Annotated in this window: 21 protein-coding genes; 4 read left to right on the top strand and 17 right to left on the bottom strand. The window is 68.9% G+C overall.

Annotation, left to right across the window (positions count from 1 at the left end; all coding sequences use genetic code 11):
* Positions 1-8: 8 nt before the first annotated feature.
* The 10 genes from JL37_RS18775 to JL37_RS18730 form a co-directional block, all read right to left on the bottom strand.
* A complete protein-coding gene (locus tag JL37_RS18775) occupies positions 9-965 on the bottom strand; it encodes an acyl-CoA dehydrogenase family protein (protein ID WP_043546083.1) in 957 nt (318 codons plus the stop codon).
* Complete coding sequence (locus tag JL37_RS18770) at positions 958-2,133, bottom strand: acyl-CoA dehydrogenase family protein (protein WP_043546082.1); 1,176 nt, start codon at positions 2,131-2,133, stop codon at positions 958-960. The genes JL37_RS18775 and JL37_RS18770 overlap by 8 nt, the downstream gene beginning before the upstream one ends.
* A gap of 13 nt (positions 2,134-2,146) precedes the next feature.
* Entirely contained in the window at positions 2,147-2,818 is a 672-nt protein-coding gene (locus JL37_RS18765) for a CoA-transferase (protein WP_043546081.1), read from the bottom strand.
* Positions 2,815-3,483 carry a 3-oxoacid CoA-transferase subunit A gene (locus JL37_RS18760; RefSeq protein WP_043546080.1) on the bottom strand — a complete coding sequence of 223 codons (669 nt, stop codon included), beginning with the start codon at positions 3,481-3,483 and terminating at the stop codon, positions 2,815-2,817. Before JL37_RS18760 ends, JL37_RS18765 begins: the two co-directional genes overlap by 4 nt.
* Positions 3,480-4,358: a MaoC/PaaZ C-terminal domain-containing protein gene (locus JL37_RS18755; protein ID WP_043546079.1), complete on the bottom strand. Its 879-nt coding sequence runs from the start codon at positions 4,356-4,358 to the stop codon at positions 3,480-3,482. Before JL37_RS18755 ends, JL37_RS18760 begins: the two co-directional genes overlap by 4 nt.
* 7 nt (positions 4,359-4,365) lie before the next feature.
* Complete coding sequence (locus JL37_RS18750) at positions 4,366-5,271, bottom strand: SDR family oxidoreductase (protein WP_043546078.1); 906 nt, start codon at positions 5,269-5,271, stop codon at positions 4,366-4,368.
* Between the two features lie 12 nt (positions 5,272-5,283).
* Complete coding sequence (locus JL37_RS18745) at positions 5,284-6,450, bottom strand: acetyl-CoA acetyltransferase (RefSeq protein WP_043546077.1); 1,167 nt, start codon at positions 6,448-6,450, stop codon at positions 5,284-5,286.
* Positions 6,447-6,821, bottom strand: a complete 375-nt coding sequence (locus tag JL37_RS18740) for a Zn-ribbon domain-containing OB-fold protein (protein ID WP_052097363.1) — start codon at positions 6,819-6,821, stop codon at positions 6,447-6,449. The genes JL37_RS18745 and JL37_RS18740 overlap by 4 nt, the downstream gene beginning before the upstream one ends.
* Positions 6,814-7,776: a tripartite tricarboxylate transporter substrate binding protein gene (locus JL37_RS18735; protein ID WP_043546076.1), complete on the bottom strand. Its 963-nt coding sequence runs from the start codon at positions 7,774-7,776 to the stop codon at positions 6,814-6,816. Before JL37_RS18735 ends, JL37_RS18740 begins: the two co-directional genes overlap by 8 nt.
* A 174-nt stretch (positions 7,777-7,950) precedes the next feature.
* Entirely contained in the window at positions 7,951-8,871 is a 921-nt protein-coding gene (locus tag JL37_RS18730) for a LysR family transcriptional regulator (protein WP_043546075.1), read from the bottom strand.
* Between the two features lie 151 nt (positions 8,872-9,022).
* Here JL37_RS18730 and JL37_RS18725 point away from each other — a divergent pair, with 151 nt between their 5' ends.
* The 4 genes from JL37_RS18725 (at position 9,023) to JL37_RS18710 (ending at position 13,015) form a co-directional block, all read left to right on the top strand.
* On the top strand, positions 9,023-9,817 hold the full coding sequence (locus tag JL37_RS18725) for an enoyl-CoA hydratase (RefSeq protein ID WP_043546074.1): 795 nt from the start codon (positions 9,023-9,025) through the stop codon (positions 9,815-9,817).
* Complete coding sequence (locus JL37_RS18720) at positions 9,817-10,953, top strand: CaiB/BaiF CoA-transferase family protein (protein ID WP_043546073.1); 1,137 nt, start codon at positions 9,817-9,819, stop codon at positions 10,951-10,953. The genes JL37_RS18725 and JL37_RS18720 overlap by 1 nt, the downstream gene beginning before the upstream one ends.
* Before the next feature lie 40 nt (positions 10,954-10,993).
* Positions 10,994-11,905 (top strand): LysR family transcriptional regulator, encoded by a 912-nt coding sequence (locus JL37_RS18715; protein ID WP_043547015.1) that lies wholly within the window; start codon positions 10,994-10,996, stop codon positions 11,903-11,905.
* A 114-nt stretch (positions 11,906-12,019) separates the two neighbouring features.
* Positions 12,020-13,015: a tripartite tricarboxylate transporter substrate binding protein gene (locus JL37_RS18710; RefSeq protein ID WP_052097362.1), complete on the top strand. Its 996-nt coding sequence runs from the start codon at positions 12,020-12,022 to the stop codon at positions 13,013-13,015.
* 60 nt (positions 13,016-13,075) lie between these two features.
* Here the strand turns inward: JL37_RS18710 and JL37_RS18705 are convergent, their stop codons facing one another.
* Genes JL37_RS18705 through JL37_RS18675 form a run of 7 tightly spaced genes read right to left on the bottom strand, consistent with a single transcriptional unit; the run spans position 13,076 to position 22,194 of the window.
* Positions 13,076-14,257 (bottom strand): acetyl-CoA C-acyltransferase, encoded by a 1,182-nt coding sequence (locus JL37_RS18705; protein WP_043546072.1) that lies wholly within the window; start codon positions 14,255-14,257, stop codon positions 13,076-13,078.
* Between the two features lie 15 nt (positions 14,258-14,272).
* Positions 14,273-16,381: a 3-hydroxyacyl-CoA dehydrogenase NAD-binding domain-containing protein gene (locus JL37_RS18700; RefSeq protein WP_043546071.1), complete on the bottom strand. Its 2,109-nt coding sequence runs from the start codon at positions 16,379-16,381 to the stop codon at positions 14,273-14,275.
* A gap of 30 nt (positions 16,382-16,411) precedes the next feature.
* Positions 16,412-17,542, bottom strand: a complete 1,131-nt coding sequence (locus JL37_RS18695) for an acyl-CoA dehydrogenase family protein (protein WP_043546070.1) — start codon at positions 17,540-17,542, stop codon at positions 16,412-16,414.
* Between the two features lie 10 nt (positions 17,543-17,552).
* Positions 17,553-18,737 (bottom strand): acyl-CoA dehydrogenase family protein, encoded by a 1,185-nt coding sequence (locus tag JL37_RS18690; protein WP_043546069.1) that lies wholly within the window; start codon positions 18,735-18,737, stop codon positions 17,553-17,555.
* 25 nt (positions 18,738-18,762) lie between these two features.
* A complete protein-coding gene (locus JL37_RS18685) occupies positions 18,763-19,626 on the bottom strand; it encodes an IclR family transcriptional regulator (RefSeq protein WP_043546068.1) in 864 nt (287 codons plus the stop codon).
* Positions 19,627-19,640: 14 nt separating this feature from the next.
* A complete protein-coding gene (locus tag JL37_RS18680) occupies positions 19,641-20,627 on the bottom strand; it encodes a tripartite tricarboxylate transporter substrate binding protein (protein ID WP_043546067.1) in 987 nt (328 codons plus the stop codon).
* A 43-nt stretch (positions 20,628-20,670) separates the two neighbouring features.
* Complete coding sequence (locus tag JL37_RS18675; RefSeq protein ID WP_052097360.1) at positions 20,671-22,194, bottom strand: class I adenylate-forming enzyme family protein; 1,524 nt, start codon at positions 22,192-22,194, stop codon at positions 20,671-20,673.
* Between the last annotated feature and the right edge of the window lie 207 nt (positions 22,195-22,401).

Here is a 22,401-nt window from a genome sequence, read left to right as displayed (position 1 = left end):
TGGTACCGCTAGCCCTGCAGCAACGCCGCCGAGCGCTCGGCCTCGACGGCCAGCCGGTAGGCGCGTTTCAGGTAGAGCTGGGCGTCGTGCTCCCACGAGAAGCCTATGCCTCCGTGGACCTGGATGGACAGCTTCACGGCGCGGCGCGCGGCGGCCGTGGCCACGCGCGTGGCCGCGGCCGCCAGTGCCGGATCGAGCGTGGCGCGCGAGCGTAGCAGCGCTTCCACGGCGTAGCGGCTGTTGTCCAGGCCGATCCAGGCATCGACCAGCGGGTGCTTCACGGCCTGGAACTGCCCGATGGCGCGTCCGAACTGCTCGCGCTCCTTGGCATAGGCGATAGCCAGGTCCAGGGCCGCGCCCGCCGCGCCGGTCAACTGCGCAAGCAGGAAAGCCTGGTGGTTCTGCAGCGCGGGCAGGACCTGTCCATCCGGCAGTTCCGCTTCCGCCTGCGCCGGGCCGCGCAGGCGGGCCAGCGCCGTGGTCGGATCCAGGCCCTGCACCGGCTCCAGCATCGCGGGATCCAGGCGCGCCAGGCGCCAGCCGCCGTCCATCCGGCTCAGGCGCAGGTACTGGGCGGACGGGCCGTAGTCGTCGATCCATCCATCTTCATCGCCGGCGCGGTCGCAGCGGATGCTGGCCGGATGCGCGGCCAGGTCGAGCACGACCGGCGAGAGGGCGGGTTCCTGTTCCAGCAGCACTTGGGCGAGAAAGGCGGAGGGGCCATAGGGCAGGGTGAGCAGCGCGCGCCCGGTCCATTCGCCCATGAGGAGCGTGCCGGGGCCATATTCGGCCTGGAAGGCTTCCGCTCCGGCTTCCAGCCAGCCGCCTTCGGCCAGCTCCTTCCACAAAGCGAGCTGGGCGGCGTCGTGCGCGGGCAGCGCGCGGCGCGCGTGGGCGGCGGAATGCCGCTCTTCCAGCAGGCGGCCGAAGGTCGAGGACAGCAAGGTCCTGATTTCGCTATGCATGTTGTTTTCTGTCCTTGGGCAGGCCGAGCAGGCGTTCGCCCACGATGTTGCGTTGGATCTCCGACGTGCCGGCCACGATGGTCTCGGCCCTGGACCACAGGAATTCGCGCAGTACGCCGGCGGGGGCGGCGTACGGGGCGCCGGCCTGGGGCCCCAGGATGGCCGTCTCGCCCAGGAGCTCCATGCGTTGTTCCCAGACCTGCTGGCGGGTTTCGCTCCACATCAGCTTGAGCATGGCGCCGTCGATGCCGGGGGTGTCTCCCGAGGCTACCTGTCGCAGCACGCGGTCCACGCGCCAGCGGATGACCCGGCAGGCGTCCGCCAGGTCCTGCACGCGGCGCGCGTGCACGGCGCGTTCGTCCGCCGCCAAGGGCGCCTGCGCGAGCGCGGCCTGCAGCCCGGCGAGCTCGTCCTCAAGCTGGACGACCCGGGGCATGAAGTAGATGCCGCGCTCGTACTCGGCCGCCGCCATCGCGATGCGCCAGCCTTCGCCGGGTTCGCCCAGGATGCGGCCTTCGGGCACCGCCACCGCCTCGAACAGCACTTCGTTGTAGTCCGCTTCGCCCGTCATCTGGCGGATCGGTTCGACGCGCACGCCGTCGGCGCGCATGTCGATGAGCATGAAGCTCAGGCCGCGGTGGGCCTGGCTGCCCGGCTCGGTGCGGACCAGCGCGAAGCACCATTTGGCCAGGTGAGCCTGGGTGGTCCAGATCTTGCGGCCGTCGACAAGCCAGCCGGCGGCATCGGCGCGGGCCCGGGTGCGGACGGAAGACAGGTCGGAACCGGTCTGGGGTTCGGAGTAGCCCTGGCACCATATCTCGCTGCCATCCCGGATTCCCGGGAGGAAAAGAGCCTTTTGTTCGGCGCTGCCGAAGCGCAGCAAGGTGGGGGCGAGGATAGCGTGCGCGATGCTGTTGATGGGCTGAGGCGCATGCAGGCGCGCGCAGAGCTCGTGGAAGGCGATCAGCATGGCCGTGGGCAGTTCGCGGCCGCCGTATTCGCGGGGCCAGGTCAGGGCGATCAGATCGGCCTCGCAGAGCATGCGGTTCCAGGCCTGGCGGCACTCCGGCGTGTGCGACGCGGTGTCCGGGTACCGGGCGCGCAGCCGCGCGAGGGCCGCCCGCAGCCAGACGTCGGCGTCTTCGAGGAAGTTTTCGGTGCGTATCATGGAGATGGCGGAATCAGGAATGGCTAAGGTGCAGGATGCGGGGTTCGCCTTCGAAGCGCAGCGGCGCATCGATCCAGCGGCCCAGCTCCGAGGGCGGCAGGCCTTCGACCAGCGCGACGGGCACGAATGCTCCGTTACGCACGTCGAAGATGCCGATGTCGGCGTAGACGCGACTGACCACGCCGGCGCCCGTGAGCGGCAGCGTGCAGCGGCCGCACAGGCGTGGGCGGCCCTCGCGGGTGAGCGCTTCCATCATGACCCAGACGCTGCGCGCGCCCACGGCCAGGTCCATGGCGCCGCCCACCGAGGGCATGGGATCGTCCGCGCCCAGCGACCAGTTCGCCAGGTCGCCGTGGCAGGACACCTCGAAGGCGCCCAGCACGGTGATGTCGATATGGCCGCCGCGCATGATGGAAAAGGAATAGACGTGGTCGAAGATGGCCGCGCCCTCGGTCAGCGCGATGGACTGCTTGCTGGCGTTGATGAGGTCGCCGTCGGCGGTTTCGTGGGCTTGTAGCAGGCGCATGCCCAGGATGCCGTTTTCGCTGTGCAGCTGGACCCCGCGTTCCGGGTCCAGGCGGTCGGTGACCAGGGTGGGCATGCCTATGCCCAGGTTGACCACGGCGCCGGCCGGCAGGTCGCCGGCGACCAGGGCGGCCAGATGGACGCGTGTCAGTCGCTTCATTGCTGGCCTCCCAATAGCCGGTGCACGAACAGGCTGGGCGTGACGATGACGTCGGGATCCAGCGCGCCGCAAGGCAGGATCTCGTCGACTTCCACGATGGTGGTCCGCGCCGCCGTGCACATGACCGGTCCGAAATTGCGCTGGGCGTGCCGGTACACCAGGTTGCCCAGGCGATCGGCGCGGTGCGCGCGCACGAACGCGAAGTCCGCGCGCAATGGTTCTTCGAGCACGTAGCCGCGGCCTCCGAAGACGCGTGTTTCCTTGCCTTGGGCCAGGGGCGTGCCGTAGCCCGTGGGCGAAAAGAACGGACCCATGCCCGCGCCGCCGGCGCGGATGCGCTCGACCAGCGTGCCTTGCGGCATTACTTCCACGGTCAGGCTGCCGGCCCGCACCCGGTCCCGGATGACGTCATTGCCCGGCATGCGGGGATAGGAGCACACGATGCGGCTGACGCGGCCGGCGGCGACCAGCGCCAGAAAGCTCGTTTCGCCGGCGCCGGCGTTGTTGTTGATCAGGGTCAGGTCGCGCACGCCGGGCTTGGCGAGCAGGGCGGCCAGCAGGCGAGCGGGAATGCCGGAGCCGCCGAAACCGCCCACGAAGATGGCGGCGCCCGATTCCACGTCGCGCAGGGCGTCCTGCGCGTCGATGCATGTCTTGTTTTTCATTGTTCTTCCTCGGTTGCCCATGCCGCGCGCCCCTGGGCGCACAGGGTGCCGTCCTGGTGGCAGGCCAGCGCCAGCTCCCCGGGGAGGCGCCACAACGAGACCGCGACGGCCTGGCCGGGATAGACGGGCGCCAGGAAGCGCAGGTCCAGCTCGCCCAGCCGCCGTCCAGGCTGCTGCCGCAGGCCGGGTTCGAGCGCGCGGTTCACCATGCCCAGCAGGGCCGCGCCATGCAGAATGGGCCGCGCATAGCCGGCCTGCCGCGCGCTGGCCGGATCCACGTGCAAGGGATTGCGGTCGGCGTTCAGACGGTAAAGCGCGGCCTGGTTGCGGCTGGTGGGCAGGACGACGACCTCGTCCGGGGGCGCAGCGGGCAGGGCGGGGATGGCCGCGGGCAGGCTATCGCTCAGGGCGGCGTCGCCGCCGGAGTAGCCTCCATCGCCGCGGCAGATGTTCAACTGTTCGATGATGGCAAGGTCCTGCCCCGTGGCGGCGTCGCTCAGGGTGCGCCGCGTCACGACGAAGGCGCCTGGGCGCTTGTCGGCGATATGGCTGACCTCCATGCGGCAGGACACTTCGCCTCGCGTGGGCAGGGGCAGGACGAAACGCATGCGCTGCTCGCCGTGCACGACCCGGCGCCAATCCAGGCCATGGCGCGGATCGCGCATCCAGAAGCCGGGATAGGCCAGCACCGCGGCCATGGCGGGCAGGGCGCGCAGGCCCTGCTCGTAGATGAAGCGTGTTTCCTCGCCCACGGTCTCGTCTTCCGCCAGGCCGGCGCCCACGCCCAGGGCATAGAGAATGCAGTCATCCTCGCCGTAGGTTTGGCGCTCGGCCTCGAATACGTGGGACTTCAAGCGGTGATAGTCCAGCGCCATGGTCGCCTCAGACCGGATCCCAGGCGAACACCTGAGCCGAGGTATCCAGCGGCATGAAGGAGGCGCGCAGCGCGGCCATGCCGTGCTCGGCGATGCTTTGCGCGGTCCAGCCTTCCGAGCGGTGCACCGAGCGCACCGGGCGCGATTGGCTCATGAGGAAGATCTCGTTCAGGCGGATGGCGAATACCTGTCCCGTTACCTCGGCCGAGGAGTCGGAAGCCAGATAGCAGATGAGCGGCGCGATCGTCTCGGGCCCCATGCGGCGGATCTTCTCGACGTGGCGCGCCTGCTCTTCGGTCTTGGCGGGAATGGTTTCCGTCATGCGGCTCCAGGCCAGGGGCGCGATGCAATTCGAGCGCACGTTGAACGCAGCCATGTCCAGCGCCATCGCCTTGGACAACCCCACGATGCCCAATTTGGCGGCGCAGTAGTTGGCCTGGCCGCGGTTGCCGATGACGGCCGAATTGGACGTCATGTTGATCAGGCTGCCGCCGCCCTGTTCGCGGAAATGCCGGGCCGCGGCATGGCTGAGGTTGAAGCAGCCGTACAGGTGCACCTTGACCACGGCGTCGAAGTCCTCTGGCGTGAGGCGGTGGAACATCTTGTCGCGCACGATGCCGGCATTGTTCACCACCGCATCCACGCGGCCATAGGTGTCGGCCGCCGCTTCCACGATGCGTTGCGCGCTGGCGTATTCGGCCACGGAATCGCCGTTGGCGATGGCCTCGCCGCCCGCGGCGCGGATTTCCTCGACGACCTGCGCGGCTGTGCTCTGCGAGGCGCTCGTGCCGTCGAGCGAGACGTTCAGGTCATTGACGACCACGCGGGCGCCCTGCGCCGCCAGGGCCAGCGCGGCGGCGCGGCCGATTCCGTTGGCCGCGCCAGTGACGACGACCACTTTTCCTTCCAGCATTCCGAATCTCCTTCAGTCCATCCAATTGGTCAGCACGGTCGTGGCCTGGGCGCTCAGCACCCCCCCGTTGCCATGCACAAGCGCCGTGCGCGCCTGCTTCACCTGCCGTTCCCCGCACTCGCCGCGCAGCTGGCGCACCGCCTCCACCAGCCCGAACATGCTGTACATGCCGGGATGCACGCAGGACAGTCCTCCGCCGTTGGTGTTCACCGGCAGTTCGCCGCCGGGAGCGATGCGTCCGCCCGACACGAAGGCGCCGCCTTCACCCTTGCCGCAGAACCCCATGTCTTCCAGGAACAGGATCGGGTTGATGGTGAAGGCGTCGTATAGCTGCACCAGGTCGATGTCGGCCAGCTGCACGCCGGCCCGCTTGCGGGCCTCGTCGGCGCTCTGGCCCGCGACGGTGCGGGTCAGGTCGGCCATGCAGGAGATCTGGCGATGCGAATGCGCCATGGCCGTGCCCAGCACATAGACGGGGCGGCTCACCTCCGCGCTCGCGGCGGCGGTCACGACGATGGCGCCGGCGCCATCCGTCACGAGGCAGCAGTCGCGAGCGGTCAGCGGCGACGAGATGACGCGCGCCGACAGCACGTCGTCGATCGACAGCGGATCGCGCTTGTAGGCTTCCGGGTTCAGCCGCGCCCAGGCTCGCGCTGCCACGGCCACCTCCGCCAGCTGTTCGCGGGTGGTGCCGTACTCATGCATGTGGCGGCGCGTCGCCAGTGCGTAGCTGGTCGGCGGATTGAAGGGCTGGAACGGCTCTTCGTACGGAAACGGATCCAGCTTGGCGCGCGCGCCCGAGGTGGCCGACACGCCGTTGCCGCCGCGCGGCGTGGCGCCGTAGGAGATCACGATGTTGCGGCACAGGCCGGCCTGTATGGCCGCCGCGGCCATCAGCAGATGCCCGACGAAGGACGCGCCGCCGATCTGGAGGCTGTCCATGAAGCGGGGGAACACGCCCAGGTATTCGGCCAGCTTGTTCAGCCACATCGAGGAGGACAGGCTGGCGCTCATCAGGCCATCGATGTCCTCCATGCGTAGCCCCGCGTCCCGCACCGCCGCATGCACCGCCAGCGAAGAGACCTCCAGGTCGTTCAGGCCGCCGGCGTCTCCGATGCCGGCCGTGGCGCAGCCCGTGATGGCGATGGCGCCGCGCAGGTTTCTGTTCCAGTCCGTCATGGCGCCTCCTGCTCGAACACGACGCGCGCGCGCTGCGGATCGGGGCGTGCCGTCAGCCGCATGCCGATGCATGGCTCGCCGGGCCCGACCAGCGTGGACATCATGCGGAAGCCTTCGTCCATGTCGGCCAGGATGACGTTGCGTGCGGGCGCCTGGGGCGTGGCGGGGATTTCCGAATAGGAATAGAGCGTGGCGCCGGCGCGCATGGGGCGCCAGGCGTATTCCGGCGAACGGCAATTCGTGCAGTGCGTGCGCGGAAAGAAAAAGGCGTGCCCGCAGCTGCGGCAGACCTGGACCTCCAGGCGCCCGGCGCGCAGCGCCTCGGCGAAATAGGCTTCCGGCGACGGAGAGCCGTGACGGGCTTCATTCATCCTTGACCCCAGCCTGCGTGATGACGGCTTGCCACTTGTCCATCTCGTCGTTGACGAACTTCCGGTACTGGGGAACGTCCATGTCGCCAGGCTCGGAGCCGGTCGAGCGGATGTACTCCTGAGTGGCCGGCGCCATCACCGCCTTGCGGATTTCGGCGTTCAGGGTCTGGACGATGTCGGCGGGCGTGCCGGCCGGCGCGTAGGCGCCCACCCAGGTGTTCAGGTCGAAGCCCTTGTAGCCCAGTTCATTCAGCGTAGGAACGTCGGGGTAGCGGGATTGGCGCTGCGCGGAGGCGATGGCCAGCGGAATGATCTTTCCCGATTGCAGATAGGCGTTGGCGGTTACCGATTCGGCCATGCCGAACGGAACCTGGCCCGATACCAGGTCCGTCATGGCCGGACCGGCGCCTCGGTAGGACACGTGCATCAGCGGCAGGCCGCTCTGGGACCGCAACAGCTCGCCGACGATGTGAGGCGCGCCGCCGGCGCCGGCCGTGCCATAGGGAACGGAAGGCTGCTTCTGGGCGTAGGCCTTGAAATCCGCGAAGGTCTTGATGCCCTGGTTGGCGTTGACCAGCAGGAAGTTCGGGCTGACCGCCAGCAGGGCGATGGGTTCGAAGTCCTTGCGCGCGTCATAGGGCAGCTTCTTCAGGACCGGATTGATCACGTGGCTGGTGGCGCCGACCAGCACGGTGTAGCCGTCGGGTTTCTGGCGCGATACGTATTCGGTGGCGATCTGGCCCGTGGCGCCCGGCTTGTTCTCCACCACGAAGGGCTTGCCGAGGCGGGTCTGCAGGTCGGCGGCGATGCGGCGGGTCAGGATGTCGGTCATGCCGCCGGGGGCATAGGCCACGACCAGGGTCACGGGCTTGGCGGGATAGGCGTCGGCGGCGGCGATGGCGGGAACGGCGGCGAGCAGCGTCAGGAGCTGCGTCAGGCGGGACTTCAGTTTCATGTCGGGGGTCTCCTCGTCCTGCGGGCATGTCTGCCCTGCTTGGTTATGGCGTCGAGGGACCGTTCCGTGGCGCGTGGCGGACCGCTGGCGTGGCGGGCCTCGACGCGTCAATGATGGGAGCGGCTCATCATTCAAACAATTGATTAATTGTCATGAAGGCATTCAAGAAGGAAATCAATCGCCGGAGGGCGCCGGTTGGCGCAGCCCATGCAGATGCGCCTCGAAGGCTGTGAGGAAGGCGGTGGCCGCGCGCGGCAGCAGGTGGCCGTTGCGGCGCAGGATCGACAATTCGTGCAGGGCTTGCGGCGGGTCGTCGATGGACAGGGCATGCAGGCCCATTTCCTCGCAGACGCTGCGCACATAGCCGGGCATGACCGTGATGCCCATGCCGCCGCGGATCATCGCGAAGGCGGTGGTCAGGCTGCCGGTCTGCGCCACGCTGCGCACCGTCAGTCCCTTTTCCTGCAGGATCTGGTCCATCTTGCGGCGCACGGTATAGGTGCCGCGCAGCAGGATGTGCGGGTAGCGGGCCAGATCACGCCAGCGCGCGCGCCCTCTGGCGGCCAGCGGATGGCCGGCGGGCACCACGGCATACATGGGGCCGCGGTAGGCGACGCGGCAGTCCAGCCGGGGGTCCTGGCTCTCGACCGCCACGAGCCCCAGGTCGGCCTTGCCATGCAGCACGTGTTCGGTCACCTCATCGCCGGTGAGTTCGTGCAGGTCGAAGACGATGTTGGGATGCAGGCCATGGAAGCGCGCCACCACCGGCGCCACGAGCGTGTGCATCATGATGGGCGAGGCGGCGATGGAGACTTCGCCGCGCTCCAGGCCCGCGAGGCTGCTCAGGCTGCGCTCGGCCGCGCGCAGCGAACCAAAGGCTTCCTGCGCATAGGCATACAGTTCCGCGGTGCCTTCCAGCAGCTCCACGCCCCGGGCGGAACGCTCGAATAGCGCCAGCCCGACGGATTTTTCCAGTTCCGAGCACAGTTTGCTGACGGTGGATTGCGTCAGGTTCAGCGCCTCCGCGGCGCGGGTGAAGTTCTTCAGCTCGTAAACGGCGCAGAAAGCCCGAAGCTGGCGCAGCGTGATGCCCATGGTACGACTCCGGCAAGAGGCGGCTATCGTACCCAAGCCAACGATGCTTTCGTTATTTATTCTTTTTTGGACTCATTCTATGAAAATTACTCGTTTGTTGTGATCAAACGAGGCCCGTAGCATCGGTGGCATCACCCTAGCTGGAGCTTCCATGACCGCGTCTATTCCTACCTTTGCCCACGCCCTCGTGACCCGCGACGAACGGGGCGTCTATACGCTGCAGATCCACGACGCCAAGAGCCTGAACATCCTGGCCTCGCCCGTGACCCTCAGCCTGATCGAGGCCGCGCGCTGGATCGCGGCCCAGGCCGATGCCCGGGCCGTCGTCATCCGCGGCACGGGCGACAAGGCCTTCGTGGGCGGCGCCAATATCTATGAAATGGCCGAGCTGGAACCGCAGGGCGCCCGTGAATTCATCACGCGGCTGCGCGATCTCTGCGACGCAGTCGCCGCGATTCCGGTTCCCACCATCGCTCGCATCCCGGGCTTCTGCCTGGGCGCCGGCATGGAGCTGGCGGCCGCGTGCGACATCCGCCTGGGCTCGACCGATGCGGTCTTTGGCATGCCCGAGGTGCGGGTGGGCATTCCGTCGGTGATCCATGCCGTGCTGCTGCCGGCCATCATCGGCCCCGGCCCCACCAACTGGCTGCTCCTGACCGGCGAGACGGTGAATGCGGCGCAGGCTTCGCAGTGGGGCTTCCTGGAGTTCTTGAGCGAACCGGGCGAACTGGACGCGCTGGTCGAGCGCACGGTGGCGCCCATCGCCGAAAGCGGCCCGATCGCCGTGCGCTCGCAGAAGGCCCTGCTGCGCTACTGGAGCGAGTCCACGGTGGAAGCCGGGCTGGATCGCAGCGTGGTCGCGTTCGGCGAGGCGTTCACCACCGATGAGCCGCGCCGCTACATGGCGCCCTTCGTCAACCGCAAGAAGCGCCAGGAGGCTAAATAATGGCCGGCCCGCTCGCGGGCGTGCGCGTCATCGACATGACCTCGGTGGCCATGGGCCCCTACGCCACGCAGATCCTGGCCGACATGGGCGCCGAGGTCATCAAGGTGGAAGCGCCCGAAGGGGACGTGTTCCGCACGTCGGCGCCGGCCGCGCACGCGGGCATGGGGCCGGCATACCTCAACCTCAACCGCAATAAATACAGCGTGACGCTGGACGCCAAGGCGCCGGCCGACCGCGAGCGCCTGCTGCAGCTGATCGACGGCGCGGACGTGTTCGTCTCGAACGTCCGCGCCGCGGCGCTCGCCAGGCTGGGGCTGGACGCGGTTTCGCTGTGCGCGCGCAACGCCCGTCTGATTTATTGCTCGGCGGTCGGTTTCGGCCAGGACGGCCCTTATGCGGCGCGTCCGGCGTTCGACGACATCATCCAGGCGATGAGCGGGCTGGCCGACCTGCAGGGCCGCAACAGCGGGGCGCCCGCCTACGTGAACACCATCCTCGCCGACAAGGTGGCGGGCCTGACGCTGGCCTACGCGATTCCCATGGCGCTGTACGAGCGCGAGCGCTCGGGCCTGGGGCAGGCCATCGAGGTCCCCATGTTCGAAACGCTGGTGTCGTTCACGCTCGTCGAGCACATGAGCGGCCACAGCTTCGTTCCGCCGATGGGCCCCATGGGCTACAGCCGCGTGCTGTCGCCGCAGCGGCGGCCCTACCGCACGCGCGATGGCTACCTGGCCCTGCTGCCGTACACCGATGCGCAATGGCGGCGCTTCTTCGCGCTGGCGGAGCGTGCCGACCTGGCGGCGGACGCCCGCTACGTCGATGCGGCGGCGCGCGCGCGCCATTTCGACGAGCTCTACCAGGACCTGGCGGACATCGTCGCCTTGCGCGGCACGGACGAGTGGCTGGCGCTGCTGGCGGAGGCGGACATCCCCCATTCGCCGGTGAACACGCCGGAAGCCCTGTTCGACGACCCCCACCTGCGGGCCACCGGTTTCTTCCAGCAGGTGGAGCACCCCACCGAGGGGCCCTTGATGGCCGCGGGCGTTCCAGTGCGCTTTTCGCGCACGCCAGGTGAAATCAGGCGCCTGGCGCCGCGCCAGGACGCCGATCGCGATATGCTCCCGGGTGGGCGCTGAGGCTGGCATGGCCGGAGAGCGCCAGGCGGCGACTTCGACCATGAACATCACTCTCAAGCAATTGCGCGTTTTCTGCGCGCTCTACGAACTGCGCAGTTTTACGGCGGCCGCGCGCGCGGCCTTCGTGACCCAATCGGCGGTCAGCAAGCTGTGCGCCGAGCTGGAGGCCGAGGTCGGCCAGCCGCTGTTCGAGCGTTCCACGCGCAGCGTAACGCCATGCGACGGCGCCGCCGATTTCTATGCCTACGCGCAGGAAATCCTGGGCACAGTGCGCGCCGCCGAGCGCAGCATGTCGGGCTTGCGCACCCTGGAGCGCGGCACCGTGGGCGTGGCCACGTCTCCTCTCATGATGGTCGGCCTGCTGGGCGAAGTGGTGGCGGACTACCACCGCGCCCATCCCAGCGTGAAGCTGGACCTCTTCGAATTGTCCACGGACGACACCTTCGAGCACGTGCGCAACGGGCGCGCGGACTTCGGCATCGTTTCGGTCGAGACTCCGTCGGACGAACTGGCCACGCGCGTCATCTACCGCGACACGATGTATGCCGTGTGCGCGCCGAGGCATGCCCTGACGCGCAAGCGCTCGGTGTCGTGGGCGGACGTCGCGGCCCACGACCACATCATGCTGCGCAACGTGTACAGCGTGCGGCGCGGCCTGGACCGGGTGGCGGCCGACCTGAACCTGGAGTTCCGCTACCGCATCGAGGCCGGCATGCTGACTTCGGCGTTGAAGCTCGTGAGCGCCGGGCTGGGCATTACCGTCGTGCCCGGCTACGCCTGCGACCTGGCGCGGCAGCTCGGCCTGCGCATCCTGGAGATCGACGGCGCCCGCAGGCACGGACACGAACTCTGGCTGATCCAGCGCCGCAATGCGCGCCTGTCGCTGGCGGCGTCGGCTTTCCTGCAGGCCACCGAGGAATATCTGCGCCAGCGCCAGGCGGAAGGTAATTAATCCCGGTTTGGAATAAGTCTATGAAAATTAGTCCCTTGTTGGGATAAGCGGGGCGCAAGCATCATACGGCTTGAGTTGAAGAGGCCGACCCGCGGCCCCTGACAGGAGACAAGCATGACACTATCGTTCGGCGCGCGCCGCCGCCTGCTGGCCGCCGGCAGCCTCACCGCCCTGACCGCGCTCGCGGGCGCGTTGCCTTTCGGCGCGGCCCAGGCGCAAGCGGCCTATCCCGACAAGCCCATCACCATCGTGGTGCCGTTCTCGCCGGGCAGCGCCACCGACACCAGCGCGCGCATCATCGCCGAGAAGCTCGGCCCCCGCCTGAACGTGCCCGTCGTGATCGAAAACAAGCCCGGCGCGTCCGGCACGATCGGTTCGTCGTTCACCGCGCGCGCCCAGCCCGACGGCTACACGCTTATTCTCACCAGCAGCTCGACGCACTCGGCCACTCCGGCACTGTTTCGCAAGCTCCCGTTCGATCCCACGGGCGATTTCATCCACGTGATCCGGATCGCCACCATTCCGATGATGCTGGTGGTGCGCGACGATGCGCCGTACAAGTCGCTGCAGGAACTGGTCAAGGCGACGCAGGCCAAGCCGCTGAACTACGCCTACGGCTCGCCCACCAGCCAGATCGCCGGCGCTACATTCAACACGGTGGCCGGCGCGGCCGCCAACGGCGTGCCGTACAAGAGCCAGCCCCCGGCCGTGACTGACCTGCTGGGCGGCCACGTCGATTACCTGTTCGCCGATCTGTCCGTCGTAACGTCCTTCATGCAGGCTGGAAAGCTGCGCGGGCTGGCGTACACGGGCCATGAGCGCGCCAAGGAATTCCCGGCCGTGCCGACGCTGGCCGAACTGGGCTACAAGAATTTCGACCTGGTCGTCTGGGTCGGCGTGGCCGCGCCCGCCAAGACGCCCGACGCCGTCGTGCAGAAGCTGAACCAGGAAGTGGCCGCCATCCTGCGCGAGCCCGACGTCCTGCAGCGTTTCGAATCCCTGGGCATGCAGGTCTCGCCCAACACCGTCGAGGAGCATCAGGCTTTCGCGCAGGCGCAGCGTAAGGTCTGGACGCAGCGCGCGGTCGACGCGAAGATCGAACCGCAGTAAGCAGGAAGCGCCTTGCGGCGCATGCGGGGCGGCCCAGGCCGCCCCGTTTTCATTGGGGGGTCAGAAAATCTCGAACAGCCCCGCCGCGCCCATGCCGCCGCCCACGCACATGGTGACGACGGCGAACCTGGCGCCGCGGCGCCTGCCTTCCAGGAGCACGTGTCCGGTGAGGCGCGCGCCGGTCACGCCGAAGGGGTGGCCCAGCGAGATCGATCCGCCATTCACGTTCAGCCGTTCCATCGGAATGCCAAGGCGGCGCTGGCAATAGAGCGCCTGGGACGCGAACGCCTCGTTCAGTTCCCACAGGCCGATGTCCTCGACCTTCAGTCCATGGCGTTCGAGCAGGCGGGGCACGGCGTACACGGGGCCTATCCCCATCTCGTCCGGCGCGCAGCCGGCCACGGCCAGGCCGCGGAAGGCTCCCAGCGGTTCGAGGTTGGCGCGCTCGGCGTCTCGGGCCTCCATCAGGACGCAGGCCGAGGCGCCGTCGGCCAGCTGCGAGGCATTGCCAGCGGTCACGTAGCGGTCCGGGCCCATGACGGGAACCAGTCCGGCCAGGCCTTCCGCGGTGGTGGAGGGGCGATTGCAGTTGTCGGCGCTGACGGTCACTTCTTCGCGGCGGATGGCGCCCGTCGCCTTGTCGGTGACTTCCATGGTCGCGCGCACGGAGATGATCTCGTCCGCATAGCGGCCCTCGCGCTGCGCCGCGGCGGTGAGCTGCTGGCTGCGCAAGGCGAAGGCGTCCTGGTCTTCGCGGCTGATGCCGTAGCGCTGCGCCACGATGTCGGCGGTGGCGATCATGGGCAGGTAGAGTTGGGGGATCTGGTCCTGGAGCCAGCTGTCGATGCCGCTGACGCCGTCGTCGCGGGTGCGCAGCAAGGAGCAGCTTTCCACGCCGCCGGCCACGACCGGGCCGGACTGCCCCATGACCACGCGCGCCGCCGCGTCCGCCACGGCCTGCAGGCCGGAGGCGCAGAAGCGGTTGACGGTCGCGCCCGCCACGCTTTGCGGCAGGCCGGCGCGCAGCGCCGCCTGGCGGGCCACGTTGCGCCCGGTGGTGCCTTCGGGGTAGCCGCAGCCCAGGACCACGTCTTCGATGCTCTGCGGATCCACGCCCGCGCGTTCGACGGCGGCCTGGATGGCGTAGGAAGCCAGGGTCGGCCCCTGGGTGATGTTGAACTCGCCGCGTTTGGACTTGGTGAGCGGGGTGCGCGCGGTGGCGACGATGACGGCTTCTCGCATGATGCAGCGATTCCTTTATTGGGGTTGATTCAGTTTGCCGAAGGCCGCGCCTTCGCGCGCCAGGCGCCGCAGCAGCGCCGACGGCGCCCAGAACGCGGCGTCTTCCTTGGCGTACGACTCAAGATCGGCCACGATGGCCGGCAGGCCGACGTCGTCCGCATACTTCATCGGGCCGCCACGCCAGCGGGGAAAGCCGTAGCCGTTGACCAACGCGGTGTCGATGTCCGCCGGCCGCAGCGCGATGCCGTCTTCCAGCACCTTGGAGGCCTCGTTGACCAGGGCGGCCATGTAGCGCCGCACGATGTCCTCGTCGCTGAACGCGCGCGCTTCGATGCCGCGCGCCGCGCGCTCTTCGTCGATCAACGCCAGCACCTCCGGATCGTGCTGGCCGCGCTGTCCGCGCTCGGGGTAGCGGTAATAGCCCCGCCCGGTCTTCTGGCCGAACCAGCCGCGCTCGCACAGCCGATCGGCCACGCGCACGTAGCGGGCCTCGGGCGGGCGCGTGGCCGCCTTGCGCTTGCGGGTCGCCCAGCCGATGTCGCCGCCCGTGAGGTCGGCGGTGCGGAACGGACCCATGGCGTAGCCGAAGCGCTCCAGCGCCTGGTCGATCTGATAGGGCGAGGCGCCGTCCTCCATCATGTAATTGGCGGCCTCGCGGTAGACGTAGAGAATGCGGTTGCCGATGAATCCGTCGCACACGCCGGCGCGCACCGGCACCTTGCCCAGCCGCCGCGCCAGCGCGAAGCTCGTGGCCACCACGTCGTCGGACACCTGCTCGGGCACCACGATCTCCAGCAGTTTCATGACATTGGCGGGCGAGAAGAAGTGCAGCCCGATCACGTCCTGCGGGCGGGAAATGCGCCGCGCCAGCTCGTTGATGTCCAGATAGGAAGTATTGGTCGCCAGGATGGCGCCGGGCCGGCAGACCCGGTCCAGCTCGGCGTAGACCTGGCTCTTCACGTCCATGTCCTCGAACACCGCCTCGACGATGAGGTCGGCGTCGGCCAGCGCCGCATAGTCCGTCGCCGCGCTCAGCCGGGCCAGGCGCCGCGCCCGCGCCTCCGCGCTGAGCTTGCCCTTGTCCTGCTGCCGCTGGTAGACGCCGCCGATCCGGTCCTGGCCGGCCTGCAGCGAGGCGGCATCGCGTTCGATCAGGACTACGTCCAGGCCCGCGTCCAGCATCGCCACGGCGATGCCGGCGCCCATGGTGCCGCCGCCCACGACGCCAACCTTCTGGACCGGGCGCGGCCGAGCCTGGCCGGCCGGCGACTTTCCGGCCAGCTTCTCGGCGAAGAAAGCATGCGCCAGGCCCCGGTGCTCGGGGCTGGCCACGCATTGCAGAAAGGCCTGGCGCTCGAACTGCAGGCCCGCTTCCAGCGGTTGTTCCAGCGCTGCCTGGATGCAGTCCAGCAGCAGGCGCTGGGCGGGCAGGGCATGGGGTTTCGCGGCCAGGCGCTCGCGTTGCGCCGCGATGGCCGCCAGCCCGGCTTGTTTGCCGGCCTCGCCGTCCGTCCCGGGCCGGGAGGGGCGCGCGCCGTCGAGCATCGCCCGGGCTCGGCGCACCGCGGCGTCCAGCAAGGCGGCCTTGTCGCAGACCTCGTCCAGCAGGCCCAGCGCCTGCGCGGCGTTGCCGTCGACATCGCGGCCTTCCAGCATCAGGGGCAGGGCGGCCGCGGCGCCGATCAGGCGGGGCAGTCGCTGCGTGCCGCCGCCGCCGGGCAGCAGCCCAAGCTTGACTTCGGGCAGGCCCAGCCTGGCGTCGGCGGCGCCGATGCGGGCGTGCGCCGCCAGCGCCAGTTCCAGGCCGCCGCCCAGGGCTACGCCCTGCAGGGCCGCCACCACGGGCTTGGCGCTGGCCTCGATGAGCTGGGCGACGTCGCCAGCCCAGGGGGGCTGGCGGGGCTGGCCGAACTCGCGGATGTCGGCGCCGGCGCTGAAGTTGCCGCCCGCGCCGTGCAGCACGATGGCCTGCACCGAGGCATCCTGGGCTGCGGCCTGCAGGGCCTCGTACAGTTGCTGGCGCAGCGCGTGGTCCAGCGTATTGAGGGGCGGGTGGTTCAAGCCCAGCAGCAGGACGCCGTCCTGTTGCGTGGCGAGGATGCGGGAGGGTTCAGGCGTAGGCATGGCGGGATCAGGATCGTGGAGGGGCGGAATTCAGGCGCCGGCGGGCGCGGCGAGGCTTTCGGACAGCAGGGCGAGGTGGTCGTCCTGCGAGCCGAAGGCCGCGTCGCAGCACAGCAGCTTGCGGTAGTAGTGGCCGATGGGATATTCGTAGGCCATGCCCATGCCGCCATGCAGCTGGATGGCCTGGCCGCCGACGTGGCGCGCGCTCCGGCCCACCGTGAGCTTGGCGAGGCTGAGGTCGCGGCGCGCCTCGGCGTCGCCGCCGGCCGCCTCGTCGGCGCGCAGGGCGGCCAGCAAGGTCATGGAGCGCGCGCGTTCCGCTGCGATCAGCATGTCCACATAGCGGTGCTGCAGCACTTGCAGCGCGGCCAGGGGCCTGCCGAACTGACTGCGTTCGTGGAGATAGTCGCGGCAGATTTCCAGCGCCCGCTCCATGGCGCCCAGGGCGATGGCGCAGGTGGCCGCCAGTCCGCGGTACACGGCCCGCAGCAGCAGGGTTTCGGCCTCGGGGCCACGGGCAAGGCAGGTGGCGGGCGTGTCCTGGAAGACCAGGTCGGCGCTGTGGGTGCCGTCCGCCAACGGCGCGCCGCTGCGGATCAGGCCCTGGGCGGCGCCGTCGACCAGCAGCAATGCCAGGCCGTCCTCGCCGCGCGCCGCGACCACGAGCCAATCCGCCTGCGCGCCGTTGTCCACCAGCAGCTTGCGGCCGGACAGGCGCCAGGCCGCGCCCTGGCGCTCGGCGCGGGTCTCGATCCGCAGCGGCGCGAAGCCGCGGTCGCTTTCGGTCCAGGCCAGCGCCAGGCTGGCCTGGCCGGAAACCGCGTCCTGCAGCGCCTGCGCGGCCGGGGAGCCATCGGCGGCCCCGGCAAGAAGCGGGGCGGCGAGTATGGCGCTGGCCAGCAATGGCTCGGCGCAGAGCGCCGCGCCGGCGCCTTCCATCAGCAGCATCGTTTCCTGCGGTCCCAGGCCCAGGCCGCCGTCGTCCTGCGGCACGGTCAGGCCCAGCCAGCCCAGGCCGGCCATGGCCTGCCAGGCTTCGGAGGCGGAGCCCGGGGGCTGGCCCAGCCGCTCGAGATGGCGGTCGAATCCATACGCGCTCGAGAAATAATCGAACACGCTCTCGCGGATCATCTCTTGTTCTTCGGAGAGGTTCAGGTTCATGGCGTGTCCTTTATTTCTGGAAGCGGCTCTTCGCGATCACGGTCTTCTGGATTTCGGAGCTGCCTCCGTAGATCGTGGCCACGCGGTTGAACAGGTGGTCGCCGAGCAGGCCGTGGGCCGTGGAGTCGCCGATCGGCGATTGCGTATAGCGGCCGCTGTAGACCATGCCGTAGCGGCCCGCGAGGTCGAGCAGCAGTTCGGTCAGGGCCTGGCAGATTTCAGAGCCTTCGATCTTCAGCATCGAGGAATCCGCGATGTCGAAGCCGGCTCCGGGACGGTAGGCCGACAGGGCGCGCAGCTCGGTCAGTTCGAGCGCGCGCAGGCGGGCCTCGATGTCGCACAGGCGCTGGCGGTAGAGCGGGTTGTCGATCGGGCGGCTGCCGTCGGCCAGCGGATGCGAGGCCAGGCGTTGAGCGCGCGCCAGTTGCATGCGCGAGCGGCCCACGCGGGCGATCATGGCGCGCTCGTGGCCGAGCAAGAACTTGGCGTAGGTCCAGCCTTCGCCTTCCTTGCCCACCAGCCCCGACTTGGGGACGCGGACGTCGTTGAAGAACACTTCGCAGATGCTGGCGCCTTCGTCGATGGTGCGCACCGGGCGGACCTCGATGCCGGGGCTCTTCATATCGAGCAGCAGGAAGGAGATGCCTTGCTGCGGCTTGCCCGTGTCTTCGGTGCGCGCCAGGCAGAACATCATGTCCGCAAAGCGGCCGTGCGTCGTCCAGGCCTTCTGGCCGTTGAGCAGATAGTGATCGCCGCAGTCCACGGCGCGCGTGCGCAGCGAGGCGAGGTCGGAGCCTGCGTTCGGTTCGGAGAAACCCTGGCACCACCAGGTGTCGGAATTCAGGATGGCGGGCAGGTACTGGGCCTTCTGCTCCTCCGATCCAAAGGTGTAGATCACCGGACCCACCATGGAAATGCCGAAGGGGATGGTCTCGGGCGCGCATTGCAATGCCAGCTCGTGAAGGAATACGCGTTGCTTGCTCAGGCTCCAGCCCGTTCCGCCGTATTGGACCGGCCAGGCCGGCGCGATCCAGCCCTGGCGATGCAGGTGCTTCTGCCAGTCCACGTACTCCTGCTTATCCAGCTTTTCGCCGTACAGGACCTTGCGGCGTACGGCCTCGGGCAGATGGGCCTGCGCGAACTCGCGGACTTCGAGGCGGAATTCCCGTTCTTCGGGCGTGATGTCTATATCCATGGTGATGATCGCTCTGTGGATGCCTTCAGATCGGCTGGATGGATGGAGGCGCCTTGATGTGGATGGGCACATCCGGCAGGAATTCGGCGGCGACGTCGTTGACCGTGCGCGGAATGTCGCGCAGGCGAGCGGCGACGTCCTGCCGGGTGCCGGCGACGGCCAGGGCCAGCAGGCCGGCGCGGTCGCCGGCGCCGGGGTCGCTGACCAGCGCGAAGGAAAAGGACGCGCGATTGGCGCTCTGGAGGCGGTGCGAATAGACGAACCCTGCCTGGCGCGCCTTGTCGACGATGGAGAGGACCTGCCGCAGCGACGAAACCGGCGATTTGTGCTCGGCGCGCGCCAGGCAGACGCTGGCGATGGAGCAGACTTCGTCGTCCGGCAGCTGCGCCAGCAGCGCGTACCCCATGCCGGTGTCGATCAGCGGCCGCACGACCCCGATCGGCACCTGGGTCTTGCGGTCCTTGGCGCCGTAGAGCACGTGGGCGTACTGGACGTAGCGGCCGCTGCGCTGGCCCAGGATGACGCTCAGGCCCAGGCGTTCGCCCAGCGCGCGCATGGCCAGGCGTAGGTTGCTGCGGGGCAGGGCCAGGTCGTGCACCCAGCCGCCCAGCAGGTTCAGCCGCAGGCTGGGCATGTAGGTGCCGTCGTCGGGGTTGTGGCACAGGTAGCCCATGCGCATCAGCGTCTGGACCAGCATCCAGGTGCTGGACTGGGGGTAGCCGCTGGCGCGGACGATCTCCGCCAGGCTGACGGGGCGGCCCAGCTGTTCCAGCAGTTCGATCAGTTCGAGCACGCGCTGGGCCGACTTGACCGAACGAGGGCCCAGGTCGCGCGTGCTGTCCTTGACCGAAGCGTCGGGAAGTTCCAGCCGTCGGGAGGATCGGGACATGATGGGCCCCCGTGTCAGTCGGTGCGGATGTTGGCCTTGTTCGCCAGGTCGGCCCAACGCTGCAGGTCGGTTTGGAAGAACGTCGCGAAGGTCTTGGGATCGCTGCCCACGGGATCCAGGTTCATGCCGACGAGCTTGGACCGGACGTCCGGCGCCTTGACCGCCTGGGCGATCTGCGCCGCCATGTCCTGGACGATGGCGTCGGGAGTGCCCTTGGCGGCGAACAGCCCGAACCACGCGCCCAGGTTGAAGCCCTGGTAGCCGAGCTCCGCCATGGTCGGGATCTGCGGCAGCGTCGCCATGCGTTTGTCGCCCGTCACGGCCAGCACGCGGACGCGGTCCGAGTTCAGGTGGGGCAGCGCCGAGCCGATGTCAGGGAATGCGAAGGAGACCACGCCGGCCAGCAGGTCCGACATCATGGGCGCGGCGCCCTTGTACGGCACGTGCTGGGCGTTCGTTTTCGTTTCCTGCAGGAACTGCGCGCCCAGGAAGTGGCCGGTGGAGCCGTTGCCGTAGGAGCCGTAGCTGTACTTCTGGGGTGACGCCCGCAACGCTTCCACCAGCGCCTTGACCGAGTCCACGTCGACGCTGCCGCGGTTGACCACGAGGACGTTCGACGAGCGGGCGACCAGCGAGACGGGGATGAAGTCGCGGTCCACCTGGTAGGGCAGTTTGATCGTGGAAGTGGCGGGCAGTTGGGACATGGTGGTGAATCCCAGCATGAAGGTATAGCCGTCGGCTGGCGCCCCGAGCACGGCGTTGCCGGCGATGACGCCCGAGCCGCCCGCGCGGTTCTCGACCACGATGGGCTGCTTGAGGGCGCCGCCGATATGCTGGGCCAGCAGGCGGGCGACCGTGTCGGCCCCGCCGCCCGCGGCGCTGGGCACGATGAAGCGGATGGGCCGGGCGGGCCAGGCGTCGGCCGCGTGGACGGGCAGGCTGCACGCCGCGGCCAGCGCGGCCGCCGCCGCGAGAAAACGCCTTCTGGCTGTCGATTTCATGTTTGTCTCCTGTTGTTGGGTATTTTCTGGTGTTGTGTCGACTTCAGATTCCGCGCGCCATGTCGACCATGGCCTTGCGCAGGATTTTTCCGTTGTCCGCCGCGGGCAGGCGGGCCAGCAGGACGATCTTCTGCGGCCGCTTGTAGGGCGCCAGCCGCTCGCGCGCGAAGCTTTGCAGCGCCTCCGCCTGCACGCTGCGGCCTTCCTCGGCCTCGACGAACGCGACGATCTGTTCGTCGCCGTCCTTGGGCACGCCGACCACGCAGGACTGGCGCACTCCGGCATATGCGTTCAGCGCCGCCTCGACTTCGCTGGGATAGACGTTGAAACCGGAACGGATGATGAGATCCTTGATGCGGCCCATGACGAAGAGCGCGCCGTCGGGCTCCTCGCGCAGCAGATCCCCGGTGCGCAGCCAGCCGTCCTCGCCGAGGGCCAGCGCCGTTTGTTCCGGGGCCTTGTAGTAGCCCTTCATGACGTTGGGGCCGCGAACCTGCAGTTCGCCCACTTCGCCGGGCGCGACGGCCTGTGAGTTTTCGTCGACGATGCGCGCCTGCATGCCGGGGATCAGGTAGCCTACGCTCAGGTCCGTGCGGCGCTGGCGGTAGGGCACCATGCTGATGGTCGGCGAGGCTTCGGTCAGCCCGTATCCATTGTTTATCGGCTCGCCGAATATTGCTTCGATGCGGGCCTTGAGCGAGGGATCCAGAGGCGCTCCGCCGCAATGCAGCAGGCGGATCTTCGGCGCGGCGATGGCCGTTCCCTGTTCATGGGCCTGCAGCAGGCGCACGTACATGGCGGGCACCCCATGCAGCATCGTCACGCCTTCTGCGAGGGCGGCGACGGCGTGTGCAACGTCGAAGCGACTGGCCAGCCGCAGCGTGGCGCCGGCCCCCAGGGCGGCGAGCGCCACCGTGCTCAATCCGTATACGTGGGAGATGGGCAGCGCGGAATAGACATGGTCGGAGGGGCCGGTGCCGCGGGCATGGCGCGCAACCGCCGAAGAATGGCCCAGGTTGGCGTGAGTGAGCATCACGCCCTTGGGCACGCCCGTGGTGCCGCTGGTGTAGATCATCACCGCGACCTGCTCGCGCGCATCCGCTTGCACGGGCTCGGCCTGGGCGGCCGAGTCGGCCTCGGTGCAGGAAAGAGTCAGCCCCGCGACCTGGAATTCGCTTGCGCCATGGCGCAAGCCGTGGGCCCGGGCGTCGCCGGACAGGCCGCTGGTGGCCAGCAGGAGCCTGGGCCCGCAATGGGTCTTGATGGCGTCGACTTCGACGCCGGTCATGCGGGCGTTGACGACGACGGCCCAGGCGTCCAGCCGGCTGCAGGCCAGCACGGCGGCCAGCTGCGCGCAGCCGCTTTCCCCGACGATGAGCAGGCGGTCGCCGGCGCGCAAGCCGCGGTCCGCCAGGCGGCCGGCCAGCGCAAGAACGGCGGCATCGAGCTGCGCGTAGGTCCAGGCGCCCTCATCGGAAATCAGGGCCTGATGATCGGCCAGGCCGGGCAGGTGCCGGCTGACCAGTTGATGGATACGGAAATCGGTATCGGGAAGATCGACGGACATGGAAGCGGCAAGGTGTCTGCGGGGGACTGCGATTGAGCCGAATCATAGGAATGATGATGGGGCATTTCCATCACATATGTGAATTCTCTGCCCGATGGCGCTCCGGAGCGGCCGGCCGGCGGACGCCGGGCGCGCCGGTTTCGGGCAAAGCGAATAAAGTGCTTGGCGAGGCCTGCGGCGAGGTTGCCGCAGGCGTATTCCACATAC

The organism is Achromobacter sp. RTa (assembly GCF_000757485.1).
Lineage (GTDB): Bacteria > Pseudomonadota > Gammaproteobacteria > Burkholderiales > Burkholderiaceae_B > Achromobacter.
Note: the sequence above shows the minus strand (reverse complement) of the source record. Positions and strands in the feature narration are given on the sequence as shown.

What these genes read in the sequence shown, in the direction of transcription:
- JL37_RS18775 (WP_043546083.1), bottom strand. Translation starts at nt 965, where the DNA reads ATGCATAGCGAAATCAGGACCTTGCTGTCCTCGACCTTCGGCCGCCTG.
- JL37_RS18770 (WP_043546082.1), bottom strand. Translation starts at nt 2,133, where the DNA reads ATGATACGCACCGAAAACTTCCTCGAAGACGCCGACGTCTGGCTGCGG.
- JL37_RS18765 (WP_043546081.1), bottom strand. Translation starts at nt 2,818, where the DNA reads ATGAAGCGACTGACACGCGTCCATCTGGCCGCCCTGGTCGCCGGCGAC.
- JL37_RS18760 (WP_043546080.1), bottom strand. Translation starts at nt 3,483, where the DNA reads ATGAAAAACAAGACATGCATCGACGCGCAGGACGCCCTGCGCGACGTG.
- JL37_RS18755 (WP_043546079.1), bottom strand. Translation starts at nt 4,358, where the DNA reads ATGGCGCTGGACTATCACCGCTTGAAGTCCCACGTATTCGAGGCCGAG.
- JL37_RS18750 (WP_043546078.1), bottom strand. Translation starts at nt 5,271, where the DNA reads ATGCTGGAAGGAAAAGTGGTCGTCGTCACTGGCGCGGCCAACGGAATC.
- JL37_RS18745 (WP_043546077.1), bottom strand. Translation starts at nt 6,450, where the DNA reads ATGACGGACTGGAACAGAAACCTGCGCGGCGCCATCGCCATCACGGGC.
- JL37_RS18740 (WP_052097363.1), bottom strand. Translation starts at nt 6,821, where the DNA reads ATGAATGAAGCCCGTCACGGCTCTCCGTCGCCGGAAGCCTATTTCGCC.
- JL37_RS18735 (WP_043546076.1), bottom strand. Translation starts at nt 7,776, where the DNA reads ATGAAACTGAAGTCCCGCCTGACGCAGCTCCTGACGCTGCTCGCCGCC.
- JL37_RS18730 (WP_043546075.1), bottom strand. Translation starts at nt 8,871, where the DNA reads ATGGGCATCACGCTGCGCCAGCTTCGGGCTTTCTGCGCCGTTTACGAG.
- JL37_RS18725 (WP_043546074.1), top strand. Translation starts at nt 9,023, where the DNA reads ATGACCGCGTCTATTCCTACCTTTGCCCACGCCCTCGTGACCCGCGAC.
- JL37_RS18720 (WP_043546073.1), top strand. Translation starts at nt 9,817, where the DNA reads ATGGCCGGCCCGCTCGCGGGCGTGCGCGTCATCGACATGACCTCGGTG.
- JL37_RS18715 (WP_043547015.1), top strand. Translation starts at nt 10,994, where the DNA reads ATGAACATCACTCTCAAGCAATTGCGCGTTTTCTGCGCGCTCTACGAA.
- JL37_RS18710 (WP_052097362.1), top strand. Translation starts at nt 12,020, where the DNA reads ATGACACTATCGTTCGGCGCGCGCCGCCGCCTGCTGGCCGCCGGCAGC.
- JL37_RS18705 (WP_043546072.1), bottom strand. Translation starts at nt 14,257, where the DNA reads ATGCGAGAAGCCGTCATCGTCGCCACCGCGCGCACCCCGCTCACCAAG.
- JL37_RS18700 (WP_043546071.1), bottom strand. Translation starts at nt 16,381, where the DNA reads ATGCCTACGCCTGAACCCTCCCGCATCCTCGCCACGCAACAGGACGGC.
- JL37_RS18695 (WP_043546070.1), bottom strand. Translation starts at nt 17,542, where the DNA reads ATGAACCTGAACCTCTCCGAAGAACAAGAGATGATCCGCGAGAGCGTG.
- JL37_RS18690 (WP_043546069.1), bottom strand. Translation starts at nt 18,737, where the DNA reads ATGGATATAGACATCACGCCCGAAGAACGGGAATTCCGCCTCGAAGTC.
- JL37_RS18685 (WP_043546068.1), bottom strand. Translation starts at nt 19,626, where the DNA reads ATGTCCCGATCCTCCCGACGGCTGGAACTTCCCGACGCTTCGGTCAAG.
- JL37_RS18680 (WP_043546067.1), bottom strand. Translation starts at nt 20,627, where the DNA reads ATGAAATCGACAGCCAGAAGGCGTTTTCTCGCGGCGGCGGCCGCGCTG.
- JL37_RS18675 (WP_052097360.1), bottom strand. Translation starts at nt 22,194, where the DNA reads ATGTCCGTCGATCTTCCCGATACCGATTTCCGTATCCATCAACTGGTC.